Annotated in this window: 14 protein-coding genes; 7 read left to right on the forward strand and 7 right to left on the reverse strand. The window is 71.4% G+C overall.

Annotation, left to right across the window (positions count from 1 at the left end; all coding sequences use genetic code 11):
• Positions 1 to 27: 27 nt before the first annotated feature.
• The 4 genes from sucD to AA0Y20_RS15900 all read right to left on the reverse strand — a co-directional run bounded on the left by sucD (position 28) and on the right by AA0Y20_RS15900 (position 4,116).
• Positions 28 to 930, reverse strand: coding sequence for a succinate--CoA ligase subunit alpha (gene sucD / locus AA0Y20_RS15885; RefSeq protein ID WP_412936215.1), 903 nt, complete (start codon positions 928 to 930; stop codon positions 28 to 30).
• Positions 931 to 957: 27 nt separating this feature from the next.
• The gene (gene sucC / locus AA0Y20_RS15890) at positions 958 to 2,124 is read right to left on the reverse strand and encodes an ADP-forming succinate--CoA ligase subunit beta (protein ID WP_112617479.1); all 1,167 of its coding nucleotides are present in this window, start codon (positions 2,122 to 2,124) and stop codon (positions 958 to 960) included.
• Between the two features lie 133 nt (positions 2,125 to 2,257).
• A complete protein-coding gene (locus tag AA0Y20_RS15895) occupies positions 2,258 to 2,860 on the reverse strand; it encodes a response regulator transcription factor (RefSeq protein WP_412936218.1) in 603 nt (200 codons plus the stop codon).
• Positions 2,857 to 4,116: a sensor histidine kinase gene (locus AA0Y20_RS15900; protein ID WP_412936221.1), complete on the reverse strand. Its 1,260-nt coding sequence runs from the start codon at positions 4,114 to 4,116 to the stop codon at positions 2,857 to 2,859. The genes AA0Y20_RS15895 and AA0Y20_RS15900 overlap by 4 nt, the downstream gene beginning before the upstream one ends.
• A gap of 111 nt (positions 4,117 to 4,227) precedes the next feature.
• Between AA0Y20_RS15900 and AA0Y20_RS15905 the strand changes: the two genes are divergently transcribed.
• From AA0Y20_RS15905 to AA0Y20_RS15915, 3 genes are all read left to right on the forward strand, one after another.
• A complete protein-coding gene (locus AA0Y20_RS15905) occupies positions 4,228 to 4,728 on the forward strand; it encodes a small multidrug efflux protein (protein ID WP_412936223.1) in 501 nt (166 codons plus the stop codon).
• A gap of 64 nt (positions 4,729 to 4,792) precedes the next feature.
• Positions 4,793 to 5,401, forward strand: a complete 609-nt coding sequence (locus tag AA0Y20_RS15910) for a DUF4304 domain-containing protein (RefSeq protein ID WP_412936225.1) — start codon at positions 4,793 to 4,795, stop codon at positions 5,399 to 5,401.
• A 110-nt stretch (positions 5,402 to 5,511) separates the two neighbouring features.
• A complete protein-coding gene (locus tag AA0Y20_RS15915; protein WP_412936227.1) occupies positions 5,512 to 7,206 on the forward strand; it encodes a long-chain-fatty-acid--CoA ligase in 1,695 nt (564 codons plus the stop codon).
• A 7-nt stretch (positions 7,207 to 7,213) separates the two neighbouring features.
• On the opposite strand, the gene AA0Y20_RS15920 is transcribed toward AA0Y20_RS15915, so the two are convergent.
• Positions 7,214 to 8,740: an FAD-dependent oxidoreductase gene (locus AA0Y20_RS15920; protein WP_412936229.1), complete on the reverse strand. Its 1,527-nt coding sequence runs from the start codon at positions 8,738 to 8,740 to the stop codon at positions 7,214 to 7,216.
• A 61-nt stretch (positions 8,741 to 8,801) separates the two neighbouring features.
• Between AA0Y20_RS15920 and AA0Y20_RS15925 the strand changes: the two genes are divergently transcribed.
• Complete coding sequence (locus AA0Y20_RS15925; RefSeq protein ID WP_412936232.1) at positions 8,802 to 9,467, forward strand: TetR/AcrR family transcriptional regulator; 666 nt, start codon at positions 8,802 to 8,804, stop codon at positions 9,465 to 9,467.
• 44 nt (positions 9,468 to 9,511) lie between these two features.
• Complete coding sequence (locus AA0Y20_RS15930; protein ID WP_412936235.1) at positions 9,512 to 10,759, forward strand: acyl-CoA dehydrogenase family protein; 1,248 nt, start codon at positions 9,512 to 9,514, stop codon at positions 10,757 to 10,759.
• A gap of 23 nt (positions 10,760 to 10,782) precedes the next feature.
• On the opposite strand, the gene AA0Y20_RS15935 is transcribed toward AA0Y20_RS15930, so the two are convergent.
• Positions 10,783 to 11,763 (reverse strand): hypothetical protein, encoded by a 981-nt coding sequence (locus AA0Y20_RS15935; RefSeq protein WP_412936238.1) that lies wholly within the window; start codon positions 11,761 to 11,763, stop codon positions 10,783 to 10,785.
• A gap of 75 nt (positions 11,764 to 11,838) precedes the next feature.
• Positions 11,839 to 13,710 (reverse strand): alkaline phosphatase, encoded by a 1,872-nt coding sequence (locus AA0Y20_RS15940; protein WP_412936240.1) that lies wholly within the window; start codon positions 13,708 to 13,710, stop codon positions 11,839 to 11,841.
• Between the two features lie 219 nt (positions 13,711 to 13,929).
• Here AA0Y20_RS15940 and AA0Y20_RS15945 point away from each other — a divergent pair, with 219 nt between their 5' ends.
• Positions 13,930 to 15,087, forward strand: coding sequence for an AI-2E family transporter (locus tag AA0Y20_RS15945; RefSeq protein WP_412939668.1), 1,158 nt, complete (start codon positions 13,930 to 13,932; stop codon positions 15,085 to 15,087).
• 9 nt (positions 15,088 to 15,096) lie between these two features.
• Positions 15,097 to 16,140, forward strand: a complete 1,044-nt coding sequence (locus tag AA0Y20_RS15950) for an ATP-dependent DNA ligase (RefSeq protein WP_412936242.1) — start codon at positions 15,097 to 15,099, stop codon at positions 16,138 to 16,140.
• Positions 16,141 to 16,191 lie beyond the last annotated feature (51 nt).

The raw sequence follows: 16,191 nt of genomic DNA on the forward strand, positions 1-16,191 counted from the left end.
TCCGCCCCTTCGTCGTACCCGGAAGCGTCAGAGCTTCTCGATGATCTCCCGCATGAGCGCGGCGGTCTCGGAGGGCGTCTTGCCGACCTTGACTCCGGCGGCCTCGAGGGCCTCCTTCTTCGCCTGCGCGGTTCCCGCCGAGCCCGAGACGATGGCGCCCGCGTGGCCCATGGTCTTGCCCTCGGGGGCGGTGAAGCCGGCGACGTAGCCGACGACCGGCTTCGTGACGTGGGCCTTGATGTAGTCGGCCGCGCGCTCCTCGGCGTCGCCGCCGATCTCGCCGATCATGACGATCGCCTTCGTCTCGGGGTCGGCCTCGAACGCCGCGAGGGCGTCGATGTGCGTCGTGCCGATGACCGGGTCGCCGCCGATGCCGATGGCGGTCGAGAAGCCGAGATCGCGCAGCTCGAACATCATCTGGTAGGTCAGGGTTCCCGACTTCGACACGAGGCCGATCGGGCCCTTGCCCGTGATGTTCGCCGGCGTGATGCCCGCGAGAGCCTCGCCCGGAGTGATGATGCCGGGGCAGTTCGGCCCGATGATGCGGGTCTTGTTGCCCTTCGACTTGGCGTAGGCCCAGGCCTCGGCCGACTCGCCGACGGGCACGCCCTCGGTGATGACGACGAGCAGGGGGATCTCCGCGTCGATGGCCTCGACCATGGCGTCCTTGGTGAACGCGGGCGGCACGAACGCGACCGAGACGTCGGCGCCGGTCTTCTCGATCGCCTCGGCGACCGAGCCGAACACGGGCAGCTCGACGGCGTTGCCGTCGGCGTCGGTGTGCGAGACGGTGGTGCCGGCCTTGCGGGCGTTGACGCCGCCGACGATGTTGGTGCCCGCCTTGAGCATCAGAGCGGTGTGCTTGGTGCCCTCACCGCCCGTGATGCCCTGGACGATGACCTTGGAGTCCTTGTTGAGGTAGATAGACATGTCGTTGGTCCTTTTCGCGTCCGGAGCTCAGGCGTTGGCCAGCTCGGCGGCCTTGTCGGCGCCCTCGTCCATACCGGCGGCGAGGGTCACGAGCGGGTGGTTCGCGTCGGCGAGGATCGCACGGCCCTCGTCGACCTGGTTGCCGTCGAGACGCACGACGAGCGGCTTGGTCGCCGAGTCGCCGAGGATCTCGAGGGCCTTGACGATGCCCTCCGCCACGGCGACGCACGACGTGATGCCGCCGAAGACGTTGACGAAGACGCTCTTGACCTGCTCGTCGCCGAGGATGACGTCGAGGCCCGAGGCCATGACCTGGGCGTTCGCGCCACCGCCGATGTCGAGGAAGTTGGCCGGCTTGACGCCGCCGTGCTTCTCGCCGGCGTAGGCGACGACGTCGAGGGTCGACATGACCAGTCCCGCACCGTTGCCGATGACGCCGACCTGGCCGTCGAGCTTGACGTAGTTCAGGCCCGACTCCTTGGCCTTGGCCTCGAGCGGGTCGGCTGCGCCCTTGTCCTCGAGCTCCTCGTGCTCGGGGTGACGCACCTCGCTGGCGTTCTCGTCGAGCGAGACCTTACCGTCGAGGGCGACGATGTCGCCGGCGCCCGTACGGACCAGCGGGTTCACCTCGACGAGGGTCGCGCCCTCGCCCTTGTAGACGTCGTAGAGCTTGACGAACACGTCCGAGACCTTCTCGACGAGGTCGTCGGGGAAGTTCGCGGCGCGGGCGATCTCGACGGCCTTGGCCTTGTCGATGCCCTGCAGCGGGTCGACCTCGATGCGCGCGAGCGCCTCGGGACGCTCGACGGCGAGCTCCTCGATCTCCATGCCGCCCTCGACCGAGCACAGGCTCAGGTACGAGCGGTTCGCACGGTCGAGCAGCACCGAGAAGTAGAACTCCTCGGCGATGTCGGCGCCCTGCGCCACCATGACGCGCTGGACCACGTGGCCCTTGATGTCGAGGCCCAGGATGGCCTCGGCCGCGGCGTATGCCTCGTCGGGGGTCTTGGCGACCTTGACGCCGCCGGCCTTGCCGCGACCTCCGGTCTTGACCTGAGCCTTGACGACCACGACACCGCCGATCTTCTCGGCCGCCGCCTTCGCCTCCTCAGGGGTGTCGGCGATGATGCCGGCGAGCACCGGCACCTCGTACTTCTCGAACAGGTCTCGGGCCTGGTACTCGTAAAGGTCCACTGCAATCCTTCGCTGGGCGACGGTGGGTGATGGGGCGTGAAGAATCTCGATGTCGAGATATCGCCCGATCGGAAAGCCTACTACCCGCGCCTGACGGCCCCGTGCCCGATCACCGCCGAACGAAGGGGCCGGGTCAGATCCAGCCGCGCTCGCGCGCCAGGATGGCCGCCTGCTGGCGGGTCGCGAGATGGAGCTTGCCGAGCACGGACGAGACGTGGTTGCGGACCGTGCCCGCCGACAGGTGCAGCGTCGCCGCGATCTCGGCGATGGTCTCGCCCCGCGCGCCCGCGCGGAGCACGTCCAGTTCTCGATCGGTCAGCGGGCTCCGCTCGTCGCTGAGCGCGTCCGCGGCGACCTCCGGGTCGACGTATCGACGCCCTGCGGCGACCTCCCGGATGACGGCGGCGACGTCGTCGGCGCGACGCGACTTCGGCACGAACCCGTCGACTCCCGCGCTCAGCGCGCGACGGAGGACGCCGGGCCGCGCGTGCCGGGTCACCACGACACATCGGGCCGGGACGTGCTGCCGGATCCGGGCCGCCGCCTCGACGCCGTCGATCCCGGGCATCTCGAGGTCGAGCAGGCAGACGTCGGGTCGGAGCTCGAGCGCACGCGCGACCGCGCTCTCGCCGTCACGGCACTCCGCGATCACCTCGAGGTCGTCTTCGAGGCGCAGCAGCGCCGCGAGGGCCGAGCGGATCATGTCCTCGTCGTCGGCGATGAGCACGCGGATCATCTCGGCATCCCCTCGCCCGACGGCTCGCGCGTCGCCGCTCCGGCACCCGCGCCCACCGCGGGCACCGAGACGACGACAGCGAACCGGTCGTCGTCCCGGCGGGTGCGGAGGTCGCCGCCCGCCACCCCCACCCGGTGCGAGATGCCCGCGAGACCCGAGCCCGCGCCGAGCGCAGACTCCGGACCCGGGTCGTTCGCGAAGGCGACACGCCAGTACCCGCCGTCGCGGTCGAGCCGCACCTCCGCCCAGCGGCCGCCGCCGTGCTTGAGCACGTTCGTCGTGCACTCGCGGATCACGGGGCCGAGGATGTCGGCGGGCGCGAGCGTCGCATCGGCGGACACGTCCAAACGGACCGCGAGGCCGGCCGCCCGCAGCAGATCGGCAGCATTCGCCAGTTCATCGGGGAGCGGCACGCCGCGGAAGCGCCCGGCGAGCTCGCGCGTACCGGTGCGTGCCGCGTCGACGGACGCGCGAGCGAGACGGATCTGCTCGCCCGCGGCATCCGGATCCCGAGCCAGCATCCGCTCGGCGAGCTCGAGCTGCAGCGCGATCACCTGCAGGTGGTGCCCCTGGAGGTCGTGCAGCTCGGCCGCGAGGCGCAGACGCTCCTGCGTGGCGGCCAGGCGCGACTCGGTCGCCCGCGCACGGTCGAGCTCGAGCACGACATCCCACGACCACAGCGACAGCGCGATGGATGCCGGCAGCGCGACGGCGAAGACGAGCAGCGCGAACGTCAGCGAGCCCGCGGTCTCGAGCGGCGACTCGATGCGGACACGCTCGGCGAACCACAGTGCGACGAGGGCGGCCTCCACGAGGATCACGCCGCGCCACCGGATGCCGGGCCCCCAGCGCACCAGGCACAGGATCGTCGCCAGGACGGATGCGCCGAACAGCACCGTCATGGTCGTCGCGCCGAGGAGCAGCGATCCGCCGACACCGAGGAGGACCGGCCACGACAGGAACCGCCGCAGTCGCGGCGGACGGTCGGCCTCACCCACATCACCGTCGGTGCGGTATCGCGACAGCAGCACGACGGTCGAGACCAGGACGGCGACCGAGCCGGCCGTGTACCCGATGGTCACCGCCGGATCCTCCAGCCGCGTGCGGACCAGCAACGCCCACAGACCCCAGATGCCCAGCGCGGAGATCATGAAGAAGACGATGGATGCCGCGATGTACCACGACGTGGCCACGACCTCGCGGGCGAGCGTCGTGCTGCGCGGCGCGGCTGCCGGGCGGGGGTCGCGGTCGTTCACGAGGCCAGAGTACGACCATGACGTTTGTCACGGTCGACGCCTCGGATCCTCCCGGTCGACAGTGACGTCTCGGCACTCCTGCGCGCGTCCCGACCCGGCTGTGATGGATCCATGACCAATCCCCTCGCAGATCTCATCGTCGGCTTCCAGGACCTCGTGGCGCGGATGCCCGACATCCTGCAGCCCGTCATCGTCGCGCTCGCGGGCGCGGTGCCCTTCATCGAGGGCGAAGGGGCGGCCGGTATCGGCATCATCGGCGGCATCCACCCCGTCGTCGCCGCACTGTCCGGCGCCATCGGCAACTTCGTCTGCGTCGCCGTCGTCGTACTCGTCGCTGCTCGTGTCCGGACGGCCGTGACGACGCGTGGCGGAGCCCCGGAGAAGCCGAAGTCGGCCCGCAGCGAGAAGTTCCAGAAGGCGTACCACCGCTACGGGACCCCCGGCGTGAGCCTGCTCGGGCCGCTCCTGCTGCCCACGCAGTTCACCGCGGCCGCCCTGACCGCGACCGGCGTGCCGCCGCGCACCGTCCTGCTGTGGCAGGGCGCCGCGATCGTGATGTGGACCACGATCATCACGCTCTTCATCACCGGCGTGCTCTACGTCGCCACCTGACGCGGCGGGGCACGCCCGATAGGCTCCGCTCGGCGACACCGACACCGACACCGAGGAGACGACGATGACCGCGCTCGAAGAACGCCTCGACGCCCTCGTGGCGGATGCCGTCGTTCCGGTGCTCAAGCCTCGCGGGTACCACAAGAAGCGCCTCGTGTGGACGCGGGAGACGCCGGGGGTGCTCCACGAGGTGACGTTGCAGCGCAGCCAGGGGAACGCCGCCGGCCACCTCCGCGTGTACGTCGAGGGCGCCGTGTACGTCGCGGGCTTCGACGAGGCGATCGGCAGGACGGCGCCCTCACCCCTGTCGCGCGCCACGCCGCAGTACCGCCGGCGATTCGAGGACATCGTCGGATGGCCGGCGCAATGGATCGACCTCGAGACATGGTCCGACGACGAGCTCGTGCCGCGTCTGCACGAAGCGATCGGCACGCTTGCGGACCACCTCGAGCGCATCGACTCCGCCGAGGGCCTCGCCGCGGCGAAGCAGGAGTCGGGCGCGGGTCTCGACCTCGATCTGTTCGCTTGGTGGTGCGCCACCGGTGACGACGCGGCACGCGAGGCCCAGCTGGCGCAGGCGCACGCGGGCTTCGGGCACGAGGAGCGCTGGCCCCGCCTCCTCTCCGGGTTCGTGCGGGTGGGCGAGCGCTACGGCGTCGCCGTCGCGGTCTGACCCGCGCCGACGCGGCACCCCGGACCCGCCTCTCTCACAGATCCGCTGATGGAGGCAAAACCGGCGCCGTATTCAGCGGCCGGCATGCCTCGGAATGCAGGATGGGGGGCATGACCGCTTTCGAGTCCCGCCCGTGGCTGTCGGCCTACGCCGACGGCGTCCCCGCCGAGATCGACGACGTGACGCAGACCCTGCCCGAGATGCTCGCGGCGACCGTCGCACGGCACGGCGACCGGACGGCCCTGGAGTTCTTCGGCGCCACGATGACGTACCGCGAGCTCGGGACCAGCGTCGACCGCGCCGCGGAAGGCCTGCGGCGTCTCGGTGTGACCGCCGGCGACCGCGTGGCGATCGTGCTGCCGAACTGCCCGCAGCATGTGATCGCGTTCTACGCGGCCCTGCGCCTCGGTGCGATCGTCGTCGAGCACAACCCGCTCTACACCGCGCGTGAGCTGCGGCATCAGTTCGAGGATCACGGCGCACGGTTCGCGATCGTGTGGGACAAGACGGTCGACACCATCGCCGACTTCCCGACCGACCTGCGGGTCGAGCGCATCATCAGCGTCGATGTCACCGAGGCGCTGCCGCGCGGCAAACGCCTGCTGCTCCGTCTGCCGATCGCGAAGGCACGCGAGTCGCGGGCACAGCTCACGGCGAAGCCCCGCGCGAAAGACGCCCTCCCCTGGTCGTCGCTGCTCCACCGCCGCCCGGTGTCACGACGCGTGGCGGGTCCGAGCCTCGACGACACGGCGCTGCTGCAGTACACGAGCGGCACCACCGGCATCCCCAAGGGCGCCGTGCTGACGCACCGCAACCTCCGCGCGAACGCCATGCAGGGGCGCGCGTGGGTGCCGGGCCTGATCGAGGGCGAGGAGACGTTCTACGGCGTGCTCCCCCTCTTCCACGCGTACGGGATGACGCTCTGCCTGACGTTCGCGATGAGCATCGGGGCGAAGCTCGTGCTGTTCCCGAAGTTCGACGTGGGCCTCATGGCGGATGCCGCGAAGAAGAGCCCGCCGACGTTCCTCCCCGCCGTGCCGCCGATCTACGACCAGCTGGCTCGCGCGGCATCCCGTGGTGCGATCGACCTGTCGCGCGTGCGGTTCGCGATCTCCGGCGCGATGAGCCTGCCGGTGGCCACCGTCCGCCGATGGGAGGACACGACGGGCGGTCTGCTCGTCGAGGGATACGGCATGACCGAGTCCTCCCCTGTCGCGCTCGGCAACCCGATGGGCCCCTCCCGCCGCCCCGGCACGGTGGGCGTGCCGTTCCCGAGCACCGACATCCGCATCGTCGACCCCGACGACCCGTCCGCCGACCGCGAGCCGGGCGAGGAGGGCGAGCTGCTGCTGCGCGGACCGCAGGTGTTCTCCGGATACTGGCGCCGCCCGGCCGAGACCGCCGATGCCCTGCTGCCCGGCGGGTGGCTGCGCACGGGCGACATCGCCGTCGTCTCGCCCGACGGCTTCGTCACGATCGTCGACCGCCTCAAGGAGCTCATCATCACGGGCGGCTTCAACGTCGCGCCCAGCGAGGTCGAAGACACCCTGCACGCGCACCCCGACGTCGAGGCCGCGGCCGTCGTCGCGGCGCCGCGTTCGTCGGGCGGAGAGGAAGTCGTCGCCGCGGTCGTGCTGCGCGAAGGCGCGGAACTCGATGTCGAGGGTCTGCGCGACTTCTGCCGCACCCGGCTGGCCGCGTACAAGGTACCTCGACGCATCGTCGCCGTCGACGACCTGCCCCGGTCGCTGATCGGCAAGGTGCTGCGGCGCCAGGTGCGCGAGGAGCTGCTCGCGCGCGAGTGACCCCCGGTCAGCGCAGACGCCGAAGACCGGTCGAGGCAGGGCCCTCGATGCGCTCGCCGTCGGGGGCGAATCTCGAGGCGTGGAGCGGGCAGTCCCACGTGCACTCGAGGTCGTTCCATTCGAGCACGCCGCCCAGGTGCGGGCAGATCGCGCTGACCGCCCGGGTCTCGCCGCCGACGGTCGAGACGCCCACGGGCCGAGCGTGGTGCTGTGCCACGGCGCCCTGGCCCTCCGCGGGCTGCGCGACCGGCGTCGACCGTGTCGTCGCGGCGGCCCAGCCGCGCGCGGCGGCGACCCCGGTCTTCGCGTTCTCCGACGCACCCCGGGCGAGGTCGGCGGGAACGGTCAGCCGGGTTCCGATCACCGACATCCACGACGGACGCTCCCGCATCTTCTCGCCGCGCAGTTCGCTCGCGATGCGCAGGGCCGCTGCGGGCGCGTTGGTGAGCCCCCATTTGGCATAACCGGTCGCGAACCGCACTCGGCCGAGCGATCGCGGCATCGCACCGATGAACGGCACGCGGTTGTGCGAGGTGTAGTCCTGCGCCGACCAGCGATGGGTCTCGGCGCCGACGGGGAACGTGTCGCGTGCCCACGCGACGAGCTCTTCGAGCCTGTCGAGCTCGCTGTCGGTCCGGCCGACGGGGTGTCCGGCCCCTCCGACGATCAGCTGCGGCCGCGCATCCGGCCCACGGCCTGCGCCGTCGGCGACGGTCACGGTGCGCACCGACCGGGTGGGGCTGTCGGCCGAGAGGTACATGCCGTCGGGCACCTCGCCGTCGAGGTCGAACGAGACGCACGCCGACCGCATCCCGCTGACCTTCGCGAAGTACAGCCCGCGGTCGGTGATGGGCGTGCCCGTGGCCAGCACGATCTTCGCGGCGAACAGGGGTCCCGTCTCGGTGTCGACCCGGGGCCGGGGCACGACCCGCACCCGCCGCACCGCCGTGTCGAGGTGGAGCCGGCCGCCGGCGGCGACGAACGCGGTCGCCAGTGCCGTCAACAGGCTCATCGGGTCGATCGCGCGCTGATCGTCCAGGGCGACGGCGGTGGTCATGCGGACGGGACCGGCAGCGAGCTCGTCGGCGCCGGCCAGCCGCACGGCGAGGCCCGCCTCGCGGGCCGCGCGGTACTCCTCCGTCACCGCTGCCACCCCCTCGGCGCCCCGAGCATGCGTGTACGCCGTGCGGACGGATGTCGACACCCCGAGCTCGTCAGCAGCACCGGTGATCCACTCGAAACCGTCGCGGTTCGCGTCGACATAGGCACGGACGAGGGATGCCGGGTGGTGCCGGCGCAGCGACGACAGCGTCGTGCCCTGCAACAACGAGATCTTGCCCGTGTTCGAGCCCGAGGCGAGCTCACCGATCCCGCCGCGCTCGACGATCGCGACATCCATGCCGCTGCGGACCAGCTCGAGGGCGGTGGCGAGGCCCGTGAGCCCCGCCCCGACGATGATCACGTCGTGGCACCGTCCGGGTTCGAACGGCGTTCCGGCGGGCGCGGACGCATCGGTCTTCCACAGCGACGTCATGACCGCAGTCAACGCCGCGCGCCGGACGGCGACAAGCGACTTGACACTAGGCTCGGTGCCCATGACCGAGGCCTCCCGTCCCGCCGGCGATCCCCTCGTGGCAGCGGCGGTCGCCCTGTTCGACGAACAGGGGTACGAGCGCACCTCGGTGGATGACATCGCGCGGGCCGGCGGGTTGTCGCGATCGACGTTCTTCCGTCAGTACGGCGGCAAGGATGACGTGATCTTCGCCGACCACGATGTCGCTATCGCCGCGCTGCGCGACCTGCTCGCGACGACGCAGGCGAGTCCGTGGCGGGCGGTGTGCGATGCCGCCCTCGCGGCCTTCGACCATTTCGGCGCGGACGTCGAGCTGGCCCGGCGCCGCTATCGCGTGGTCCGCGGAGTCCCGGCGTTGCGCGAACGCGAGATCGTCATGGTGTTCCGCTACGAGCGGCTCTTCGGCGATCACCTGCGCACACGGCTGCCCGATCTCGACGCCGCCGAGGCCGTCGCGTTCAGCGCCGCCGTGACCGCCGTGCACAACCACGTCCTGCGCCGTCTTCTCCGCGGCGACGACGCCGTGACGCGGCTCACGGTCGAGGCGGCGCTCGACGATCTGCTGCATCGATTCGGCGTGCATCCCGAGGGCGAGGCCCCCGCCGACGACGATGTCGTGGTCGCCGTGTTCCCGCGCCGGATGCCTCTCGCCGAGGTGACCCGCCGCCTGCGGTCCGAGATCTCCTGAACACCCGGTGACACTCGGTGTCATTCCGGGTGATACTGGATTTCATGAGCGATGAAGCCGACCGTGATCTCGATGCACTCCCCGGCGAGCGCGTCACCTCGTACGCCCTGACGGGCCGCCGCGACACCGATTACTACGGCGTCTTCGCCGACATCGGCGACGAAGACCGGGCCGCCTGGGATCGCGCCCGGGCCTTCGTCGACGAGGTGGGCGACCGGATGCAGCACGCCTGGGACACCGCGACCTACCCGCTCGACCTCGTCCGCCGCATGGGCGAGCTCGATCTTTTCGTCGACGGTATCGACCACCCCGAACTCACGCGCATCACGCCGCTCGGCGCGGGCCTGGTGACGATGGAGATCTCCCGTGGCGACGGTTCGCTCGGCACGGCGCACGCGGTGCAGGGCGGGCTCGCGCTGCGCACCCTCGCCCTGTTCGGCTCCCCCGCTCAGCAGGAGCGCTGGCTGCGGCCGCTCGCCGCGGGCGAGGTGCTGGGCGCCTTCGCGCTCACCGAGCCCGACCACGGCTCCGACTCGGTCTCGCTCGAGACGGTCGCCCGCCGCGAGGGCGACGAGTGGGTGCTGCGCGGGGCCAAGAAGTGGATCGGAAACGGAGCGTCGGGCGGCATCACGTTCGTGTGGGCTCGGGTCGACGACGAGGGCGGCGAGCTGCACGGCGCGGTGCGCTGCTTCCTCGTGGAGCAGGACCGTCCGGGCTACACCGGCACAGTCATCGCGGGCAAGGCGTCGCTCCGCGGCATCCACCAGGCTCACGTCGCGCTACGCGATGTGAGGCTGCCGACCGATGCCGTCCTCGAGGGGACACGGTCGTTCCGGGATGCCTCGACCGTGCTCTACGCCACGCGTTCCGGAGTCGCCTGGTCGGCGCTCGGCCACGCGACCGCGTGTTACGAGGCTGCCGTCACCTACGCCGGCGAGCGCATCCAGTTCGGGCGTCCGCTCGCCCGATCGCAGATGGTGCAGGAGCGGCTCGCGCAGATGCTCGACGAGCTCACCGCGATGCAGCTCTACTGCCGCCGCCTCGCCGACCTCGAGACCTCGGGCGGCCTGCGTCCCACCCAGGCTTCGCTGGCGAAGTACCACAACACCCGGGCCGCGCGACGGATCGCGCAGATCGCGCGCGATCTGCTCGGGGGCAACGGCATCCTGCTCGAGAACGGGGTCATGCAGCACATGACCGACATCGAGGCCATCCACACCTACGAGGGCACGGAGAGCGTCCAAGCCCTCCTGCTCGGGCGCGACATCACGGGCGTCGGCGCGTTCGCCTGACCCGCCGGCCGGCGAACTGCGGCTCAGCGCGCGCGCCGGCGCACCACGATGACCGCCGCGAGCGCGATGATCCCCGCACCCACCGCGACGACGGCGATCGCCGACCACGGCACGGCCGGTGTTGAGAACCCCGAGGATGCCGCCTCGGGGAGCGGCACGCGATCGTCGCCGAGCGGGATCGGGGTCACGGTGACCTCGCCGGCGGCGAGGAACAGCGGTGCGAGCCGTAGCTCGATGCGCTGCGTCGCCGTGCCGCCGGGCAGCACCTCGAACGCCTCGGCGGCGCCACCGCCGGGAAGAAGGCCCAGCGGACCCGCAGCCTCGGCGGCACCGCTGGCCCCGAAGCGGACGTTGCCGGTGTTGGTCACCTGGTACTCCACCGTGAGGGTGCCGCTAACGAAGGGGATCCACGAGGGCGTGAAGCTCGCGGTGGCGGCGTCGATGCGGAGCGCCGGAGCGATCTCCCCGGCGACCTGCAGGTGCACACGCACCCCGACGCGGTGCGTCACCGTCACCCCCGATCCCTCGGCGCTGAGCCCCACGACGATCCCCGCCGGGTGATCTCCCGGCGTCGCGTCCGCCGGCACCGTGATCGTGACCGGGAGCACGCGGGTCTCGCCCGCAGCGAGCGCGAGCCCGTCGCCGTCGAGCCCGCCGACGTCGATCCACGCTCCGCCCGCTTCCGGATCGTCGGCACGGACGTCGAACGCACCGTCCGCGCCCACCACGCCGTCACCGGCGGCGACGGTGAACACCGCGGGCTCGACGGAATGGTTGGTGACCGCGACGGCATCGGTGATCGCCGCGCCCGGGTCGATCGTGTGGCGCAGCGACACCCGGCCGTCGGGGCCGGCGGCGTCGGCGGGGACGACTCCCCACTCGATCGCGGGCGGCTCCGGTGCCGCGGCGGATGCCGGAACGACGGTGAGCGACGCGGATGCCGTGAGCACGGTGAGCAGGCTCACCGCCAGCAGCACGGCACGGATGTTAAGGATGCGGGGCATGAGGTCTCCGGTGAGCTGGGGGCGGGGACGGGCCGGAGCCCGCCCCCGCCGAGGCGTCGCTGTCGCGCGAACCGGTCAGTCCTGCGCGAACAGGGTGAGCGTGATCTCGCTGCCGTACCGCCCGCCCGCAGCGTCGGCCGGGACCGTCAGATCCAGATCGGCCCCGATCACCGTCGAGCCCAGACGCGACGTCCGATCGGCTGTGGCGAGCGTCGCGGGCGCGTCGAGCGTCGCCCGGCCGCCCGCGGCGGCACCCGCCTCGGATCGGACGATGCGCGGGGCCCACGCGAGGTTCTCCGCGGCCAGCGTGCGGTTGCCGGCCACGAAGTCCGTCGCCGTTCCCGCGAGCGTCCAGCCACGCCCCTGGGCGCGGACCTCGTTGCGCGTGTCGGCGACGGTCACGAGCGGCAGCGTGGCATCCAGATCCGCCCCGGAACCGCCGAACGAGACGCGCTCCCCGTGTCCGGCCACGCTCAGGCTGAGCGCGCCGTCCGCCGCCTCGCCGGCGATCGTGGCCTCGAGCGCCACCGCGTCCGCCGAGCTGCGCTCGCCGTGGCCGAGGACATTGAAGATCGTCTCGCCGATCGCGGTGTTGTCGAGGTAGGGGCCGCGGACGACATCCCACTGGTCGGCCCGGGCTTCGAGCACCTCGGCCCCGGCGCCCTTGGCGAAGAGCGGGACGAGCGCGTTCGTGTGGCCGCCCGAGTGCCACGTCAGGTCGGGGAGCTGCCCCGCCGTCCCCGTCATCGGCGTCCATCCGGTCTCGGCACCGGCACCCGCGCCGGCGAGGTAGCCGGTCTCGTGGTCGGCGGTGACGATGACGAGCGTCTCGTCCCAGCTGCTGTTCTCCTCGACCCACGACTCGACGGCCTCGACGGCGTCGTTGAAGGCGATCTGCTCCTCGACGAGGCGCGTGGTCTGATTCGCGTGGCCGGCCCAGTCGACCGCGCCGCCCTCGACCATGAGGAAGAAGCCCTCGTCGCCCGTGTCGAGCACATTCAGCGCTCCCCGGGCGAGGGTGTCGAGGTCCGCGACGTCGTTCGCCGGATCGGTGTACGGCAGCGCGGCGTCGTTCGCCAGCCCGGGGCGGTTGTACTGCAGGGTCTCGGCGACCTGCGCGAGACCGAACACCTTGTCGGGGACGGCGGTGCCGGCGGCGAGAGCATCGAAGTCGGCCTTGTCGTCGATGAAGGTGAACGGCGTCGCTCCGGTCGAGACGCGCTCGTAGTCGCGCTGCGCGATCCACGTCCAGTCGGCGGGGCGGGGCTCGTGTGCGTCGGTGTACATCGGGTGCCCGCCGCCCATCAGGACGTCCACGCCGCTGTCGATCATCTCGGCAGCCAGGCCCTGGTAGTCGTTGCGGTCGGCGTTGTGGGCGATGAAGCCCGCGGGGGTGGCATGGTTGAAGGGCACGGAGGTGACGAGCCCGACCTTCTTCCCGACCTCCTGCGCCTGCTCGCCCACGGTCAGCAGGCGGTCACCGCCCGGCTCGAAGCCGAGCGTCCCGTTGTTGGTCTTCACCCCGGTTCCGAGCGCCGTGCCCGCCGCGGCGGAGTCGGTGGCGCCGGAGGCGACCCAGCCGAAGTCTCCCCACGCCTTCTCGGTGAAGTACTCCGCCCGGCCCGATGCCGAGTAGTGAGACTGGGCGACCTGGACGGGCCAGGTCTCGTAGACCTGACCGGGCGTGGCCGCTTCATGCGCGATCGCGCCGGTCGCGGGATCGACGGTGACCTGGTGCGCGCTCGTCCCGTGCTCGTACAGGCTCGCGGCGTCGAACTGGTTGTAGCCCGCGCCGTCCGAGATCATCAGGATGACGTTCTTCGGAACGGATGCCGCGTCGGCATCGGTCGCGCTCGCGGCGAGGGCCGGGACCGACGCGAGGACGAGACCAGCGGCGACGCTCGTCGCGGTCAGGGTGCAGGCGCGCGTATGCGCTCTCCGGTGCATGGAGATCCTCTTTCGTATCTGGGGGGAGGTGCGAAAGCCGCCGCGTGCGGGCGGCACCTCCACCGTCCCCGGCGAGGGTGGCCGCGCGGCGACCTCCCGGCGACGCGACGGTGAACGGGAGCAACCGCGGAGGTGACCGTGACGGATCGCGCCCTGCCCCGCGCGCGGCTCGAGCGCAACCCCGCGTCCGGGGCGGCGCGGTCCGCTACCGTCGTCGTCATGAGTCTGTTCCGACGGAGACCGCGGCCCGAGATCGTCCTGGCGGATGCCATCGACCGCGACGCCGAACGCCCCCCGGCGGGACTGTGGGCCGACGGCTTCGGCCGCCTCGCGATACGCGGAGTGCAGATCATCGTCCTGGTGATCCTCGCCATCGGTATCGTGTACGTGCTGCGACAGGTGTCCGTCGTCGCGATCCCGCTGATCCTCGCGCTCATCTTCGCGTGCGCGTTCGCTCCCGCGATGAGCTGGATGCGCCGCCACGGCGTGCCCTCGCTGCTCGCCACGATCATCACGTTGCTCACGATCGTGGTGCTGCTGACCGGACTGTCCTGGCTCATCGTCTGGGCCGTGCGCGACCAGTGGGACGACCTCTACTCTCAGGCGCAGGAGGGCTTCGACCAGCTCGTCGCCTGGGCGCAGACACTTCCCATCTCGATCGACCAGAGCCAGATCGACGAGTGGCTCGGTGCCCTCGGCGACTTCGTCACGAGCGCGCAGTTCGGCTCGGGCGCCATCGCCGGGGTCAGCGCCGTGGCCACCTTCATCACCGGCGCCGTGCTGCTGGTCGTGATCCTGTTCTTCTTCCTGAAGGACGGTCCCCGCATGTGGGAGTTCCTGCTGCGCCCCTTCCGCGGCTCGAACGAGATGCGCGCTCGCCGCATCGGCGACAAGACGGTCGTCGTGCTGGGCTCGTACATCCGAGGCACCGCGGCGGTCGCTTTCGTGGACGCGGTCGGCATCTTCATCGCCCTGCTCGTGCTGCAGGTTCCGCTCGCCATCCCGTTGGCCGTGCTCGTGTTCCTTCTGGCGTTCATCCCGATCGTGGGTGCGACCCTGGCCGGCATCCTGGCCGCGCTCGTCGCGCTCGTCGCCAACGGCCCGCTCAACGCGGTCCTCGTCGTCGGCGCCGTCGTGCTCGTCAACCAGCTCGAGGGCAACTTCCTGCAGCCCGTGCTGATGGGTCGCACGATGAAGCTCCACTCGTTCGTCGTGCTCGTCGCCCTGACAGCCGGCACCGCGATCGGCGGCATCCTGGGAACGCTGCTCGCCGTCCCCATCACCGCCGTCGTGTGGGGCATCGTGCAGGTGTGGGACGGACCGGACCTTCCCGCACGCTGGGCACGGCCGAAGCCCCGCGAGCAGCTGCAGGCCTGAGGCGACACGATGACGTACGACATCCCCGCGCCGATGCTCGCGAAAGCGGTGCCCGCGATCCCGGATCCGGGCCGCTACGCCGCGGGACTGTCGTTCGAGCCGAAGTGGGACGGGTTCCGCGCGATCGTGTCGTGGGACGGTGAGAACGTCGAGATCGGCAGTCGTGGCTCGAAGCCCCTCACCCGCTACTTCCCGGAGCTCGTCGACGCGTTCTCCCGGCTGCTCCCCGAGCCGTGCCTGATCGACGGCGAGATCGTCGTGGCGACCGAGACGAGCGCCGGGCGGCGGCTGCAGTGGGAGGCCCTGTCGCAGCGCATCCATCCGGCGGCGTCGCGCGTCGCGCTGCTCAGCGAGCAGACGCCGGCCATGTTCATCGCGTTCGACCTTCTCGCCCGCGGCGACCGCGACCTGCAGGCCGAGCCGTTCTCCCGGCGACGCAGCGAACTCGTCGAGCTGCTGCGTGCCGTGCCCGACCCGATCCACGTGACGCGCGCGACCGACGACGTCGAGACCGCCCGCCGGTGGCTGTCGGAGTTCGAGGGCGCCGGGCTCGACGGCGTCGTCGCCAAGCCCACCGATCAGCCCTATGCGCCCGGGAAGCGGACGATGCTCAAGATCAAGCACGCCCGCACGGCGGATGTCGTCGCGATCGGATACCGCATCCACAAGTCCGGCACGGGGGTCGGGTCTCTGCTGGTCGGCCTCTACGACGACGACGGCGAGCTGCACGGCGTCGGCGGGGTCTCGGCGTGGACCGACAAGCGGCGGAGAGAGTTGATCGACGAGCTCGCACCGCTCGTCGAACGCGACGCCACCGGCGCGGCGATCACGGGCGAGTCCGACCGTTCGCGGTTCGCGGCGTCGAAGGACGTCTCGTTCGTGCGGCTGCGTCCCGAGCTGGTGCTCGAGGTGCGCTACGACCAGCTCGAGGGACAGCGCTTCCGCCACACCGTGCAGTTCGAGCGCTGGCGGAATGACCGGGATGCGCGCTCGTGCACATTCGACCAGCTCGAGACCGTCGCCGCATACGACCTCGCTGACGTCCTGGACTGACCGGGAGGTCGGGGGCGACATCGGCCGTTCACTCCGCGGCCACCCGTCGTT

Origin of the sequence: Microbacterium pratiae (genome assembly GCF_047302165.1) — a bacterium.
GTDB lineage: Bacteria > Actinomycetota > Actinomycetes > Actinomycetales > Microbacteriaceae > Microbacterium.

Excerpts from the sequence above, each read along its gene's own strand:
- sucD (WP_412936215.1), bottom strand. The coding sequence starts at position 930 with ATGTCTATCTACCTCAACAAGGACTCCAAGGTCATCGTCCAGGGCATC.
- AA0Y20_RS15895 (WP_412936218.1), bottom strand. The coding sequence starts at position 2,860 with ATGATCCGCGTGCTCATCGCCGACGACGAGGACATGATCCGCTCGGCC.
- AA0Y20_RS15905 (WP_412936223.1), top strand. The coding sequence starts at position 4,228 with ATGACCAATCCCCTCGCAGATCTCATCGTCGGCTTCCAGGACCTCGTG.
- AA0Y20_RS15910 (WP_412936225.1), top strand. The coding sequence starts at position 4,793 with ATGACCGCGCTCGAAGAACGCCTCGACGCCCTCGTGGCGGATGCCGTC.
- AA0Y20_RS15915 (WP_412936227.1), top strand. The coding sequence starts at position 5,512 with ATGACCGCTTTCGAGTCCCGCCCGTGGCTGTCGGCCTACGCCGACGGC.
- AA0Y20_RS15920 (WP_412936229.1), bottom strand. The coding sequence starts at position 8,740 with ATGACGTCGCTGTGGAAGACCGATGCGTCCGCGCCCGCCGGAACGCCG.
- AA0Y20_RS15925 (WP_412936232.1), top strand. The coding sequence starts at position 8,802 with ATGACCGAGGCCTCCCGTCCCGCCGGCGATCCCCTCGTGGCAGCGGCG.
- AA0Y20_RS15930 (WP_412936235.1), top strand. The coding sequence starts at position 9,512 with ATGAGCGATGAAGCCGACCGTGATCTCGATGCACTCCCCGGCGAGCGC.
- AA0Y20_RS15935 (WP_412936238.1), bottom strand. The coding sequence starts at position 11,763 with ATGCCCCGCATCCTTAACATCCGTGCCGTGCTGCTGGCGGTGAGCCTG.
- AA0Y20_RS15940 (WP_412936240.1), bottom strand. The coding sequence starts at position 13,710 with ATGCACCGGAGAGCGCATACGCGCGCCTGCACCCTGACCGCGACGAGC.
- AA0Y20_RS15945 (WP_412939668.1), top strand. The coding sequence starts at position 13,930 with ATGAGTCTGTTCCGACGGAGACCGCGGCCCGAGATCGTCCTGGCGGAT.
- AA0Y20_RS15950 (WP_412936242.1), top strand. The coding sequence starts at position 15,097 with ATGACGTACGACATCCCCGCGCCGATGCTCGCGAAAGCGGTGCCCGCG.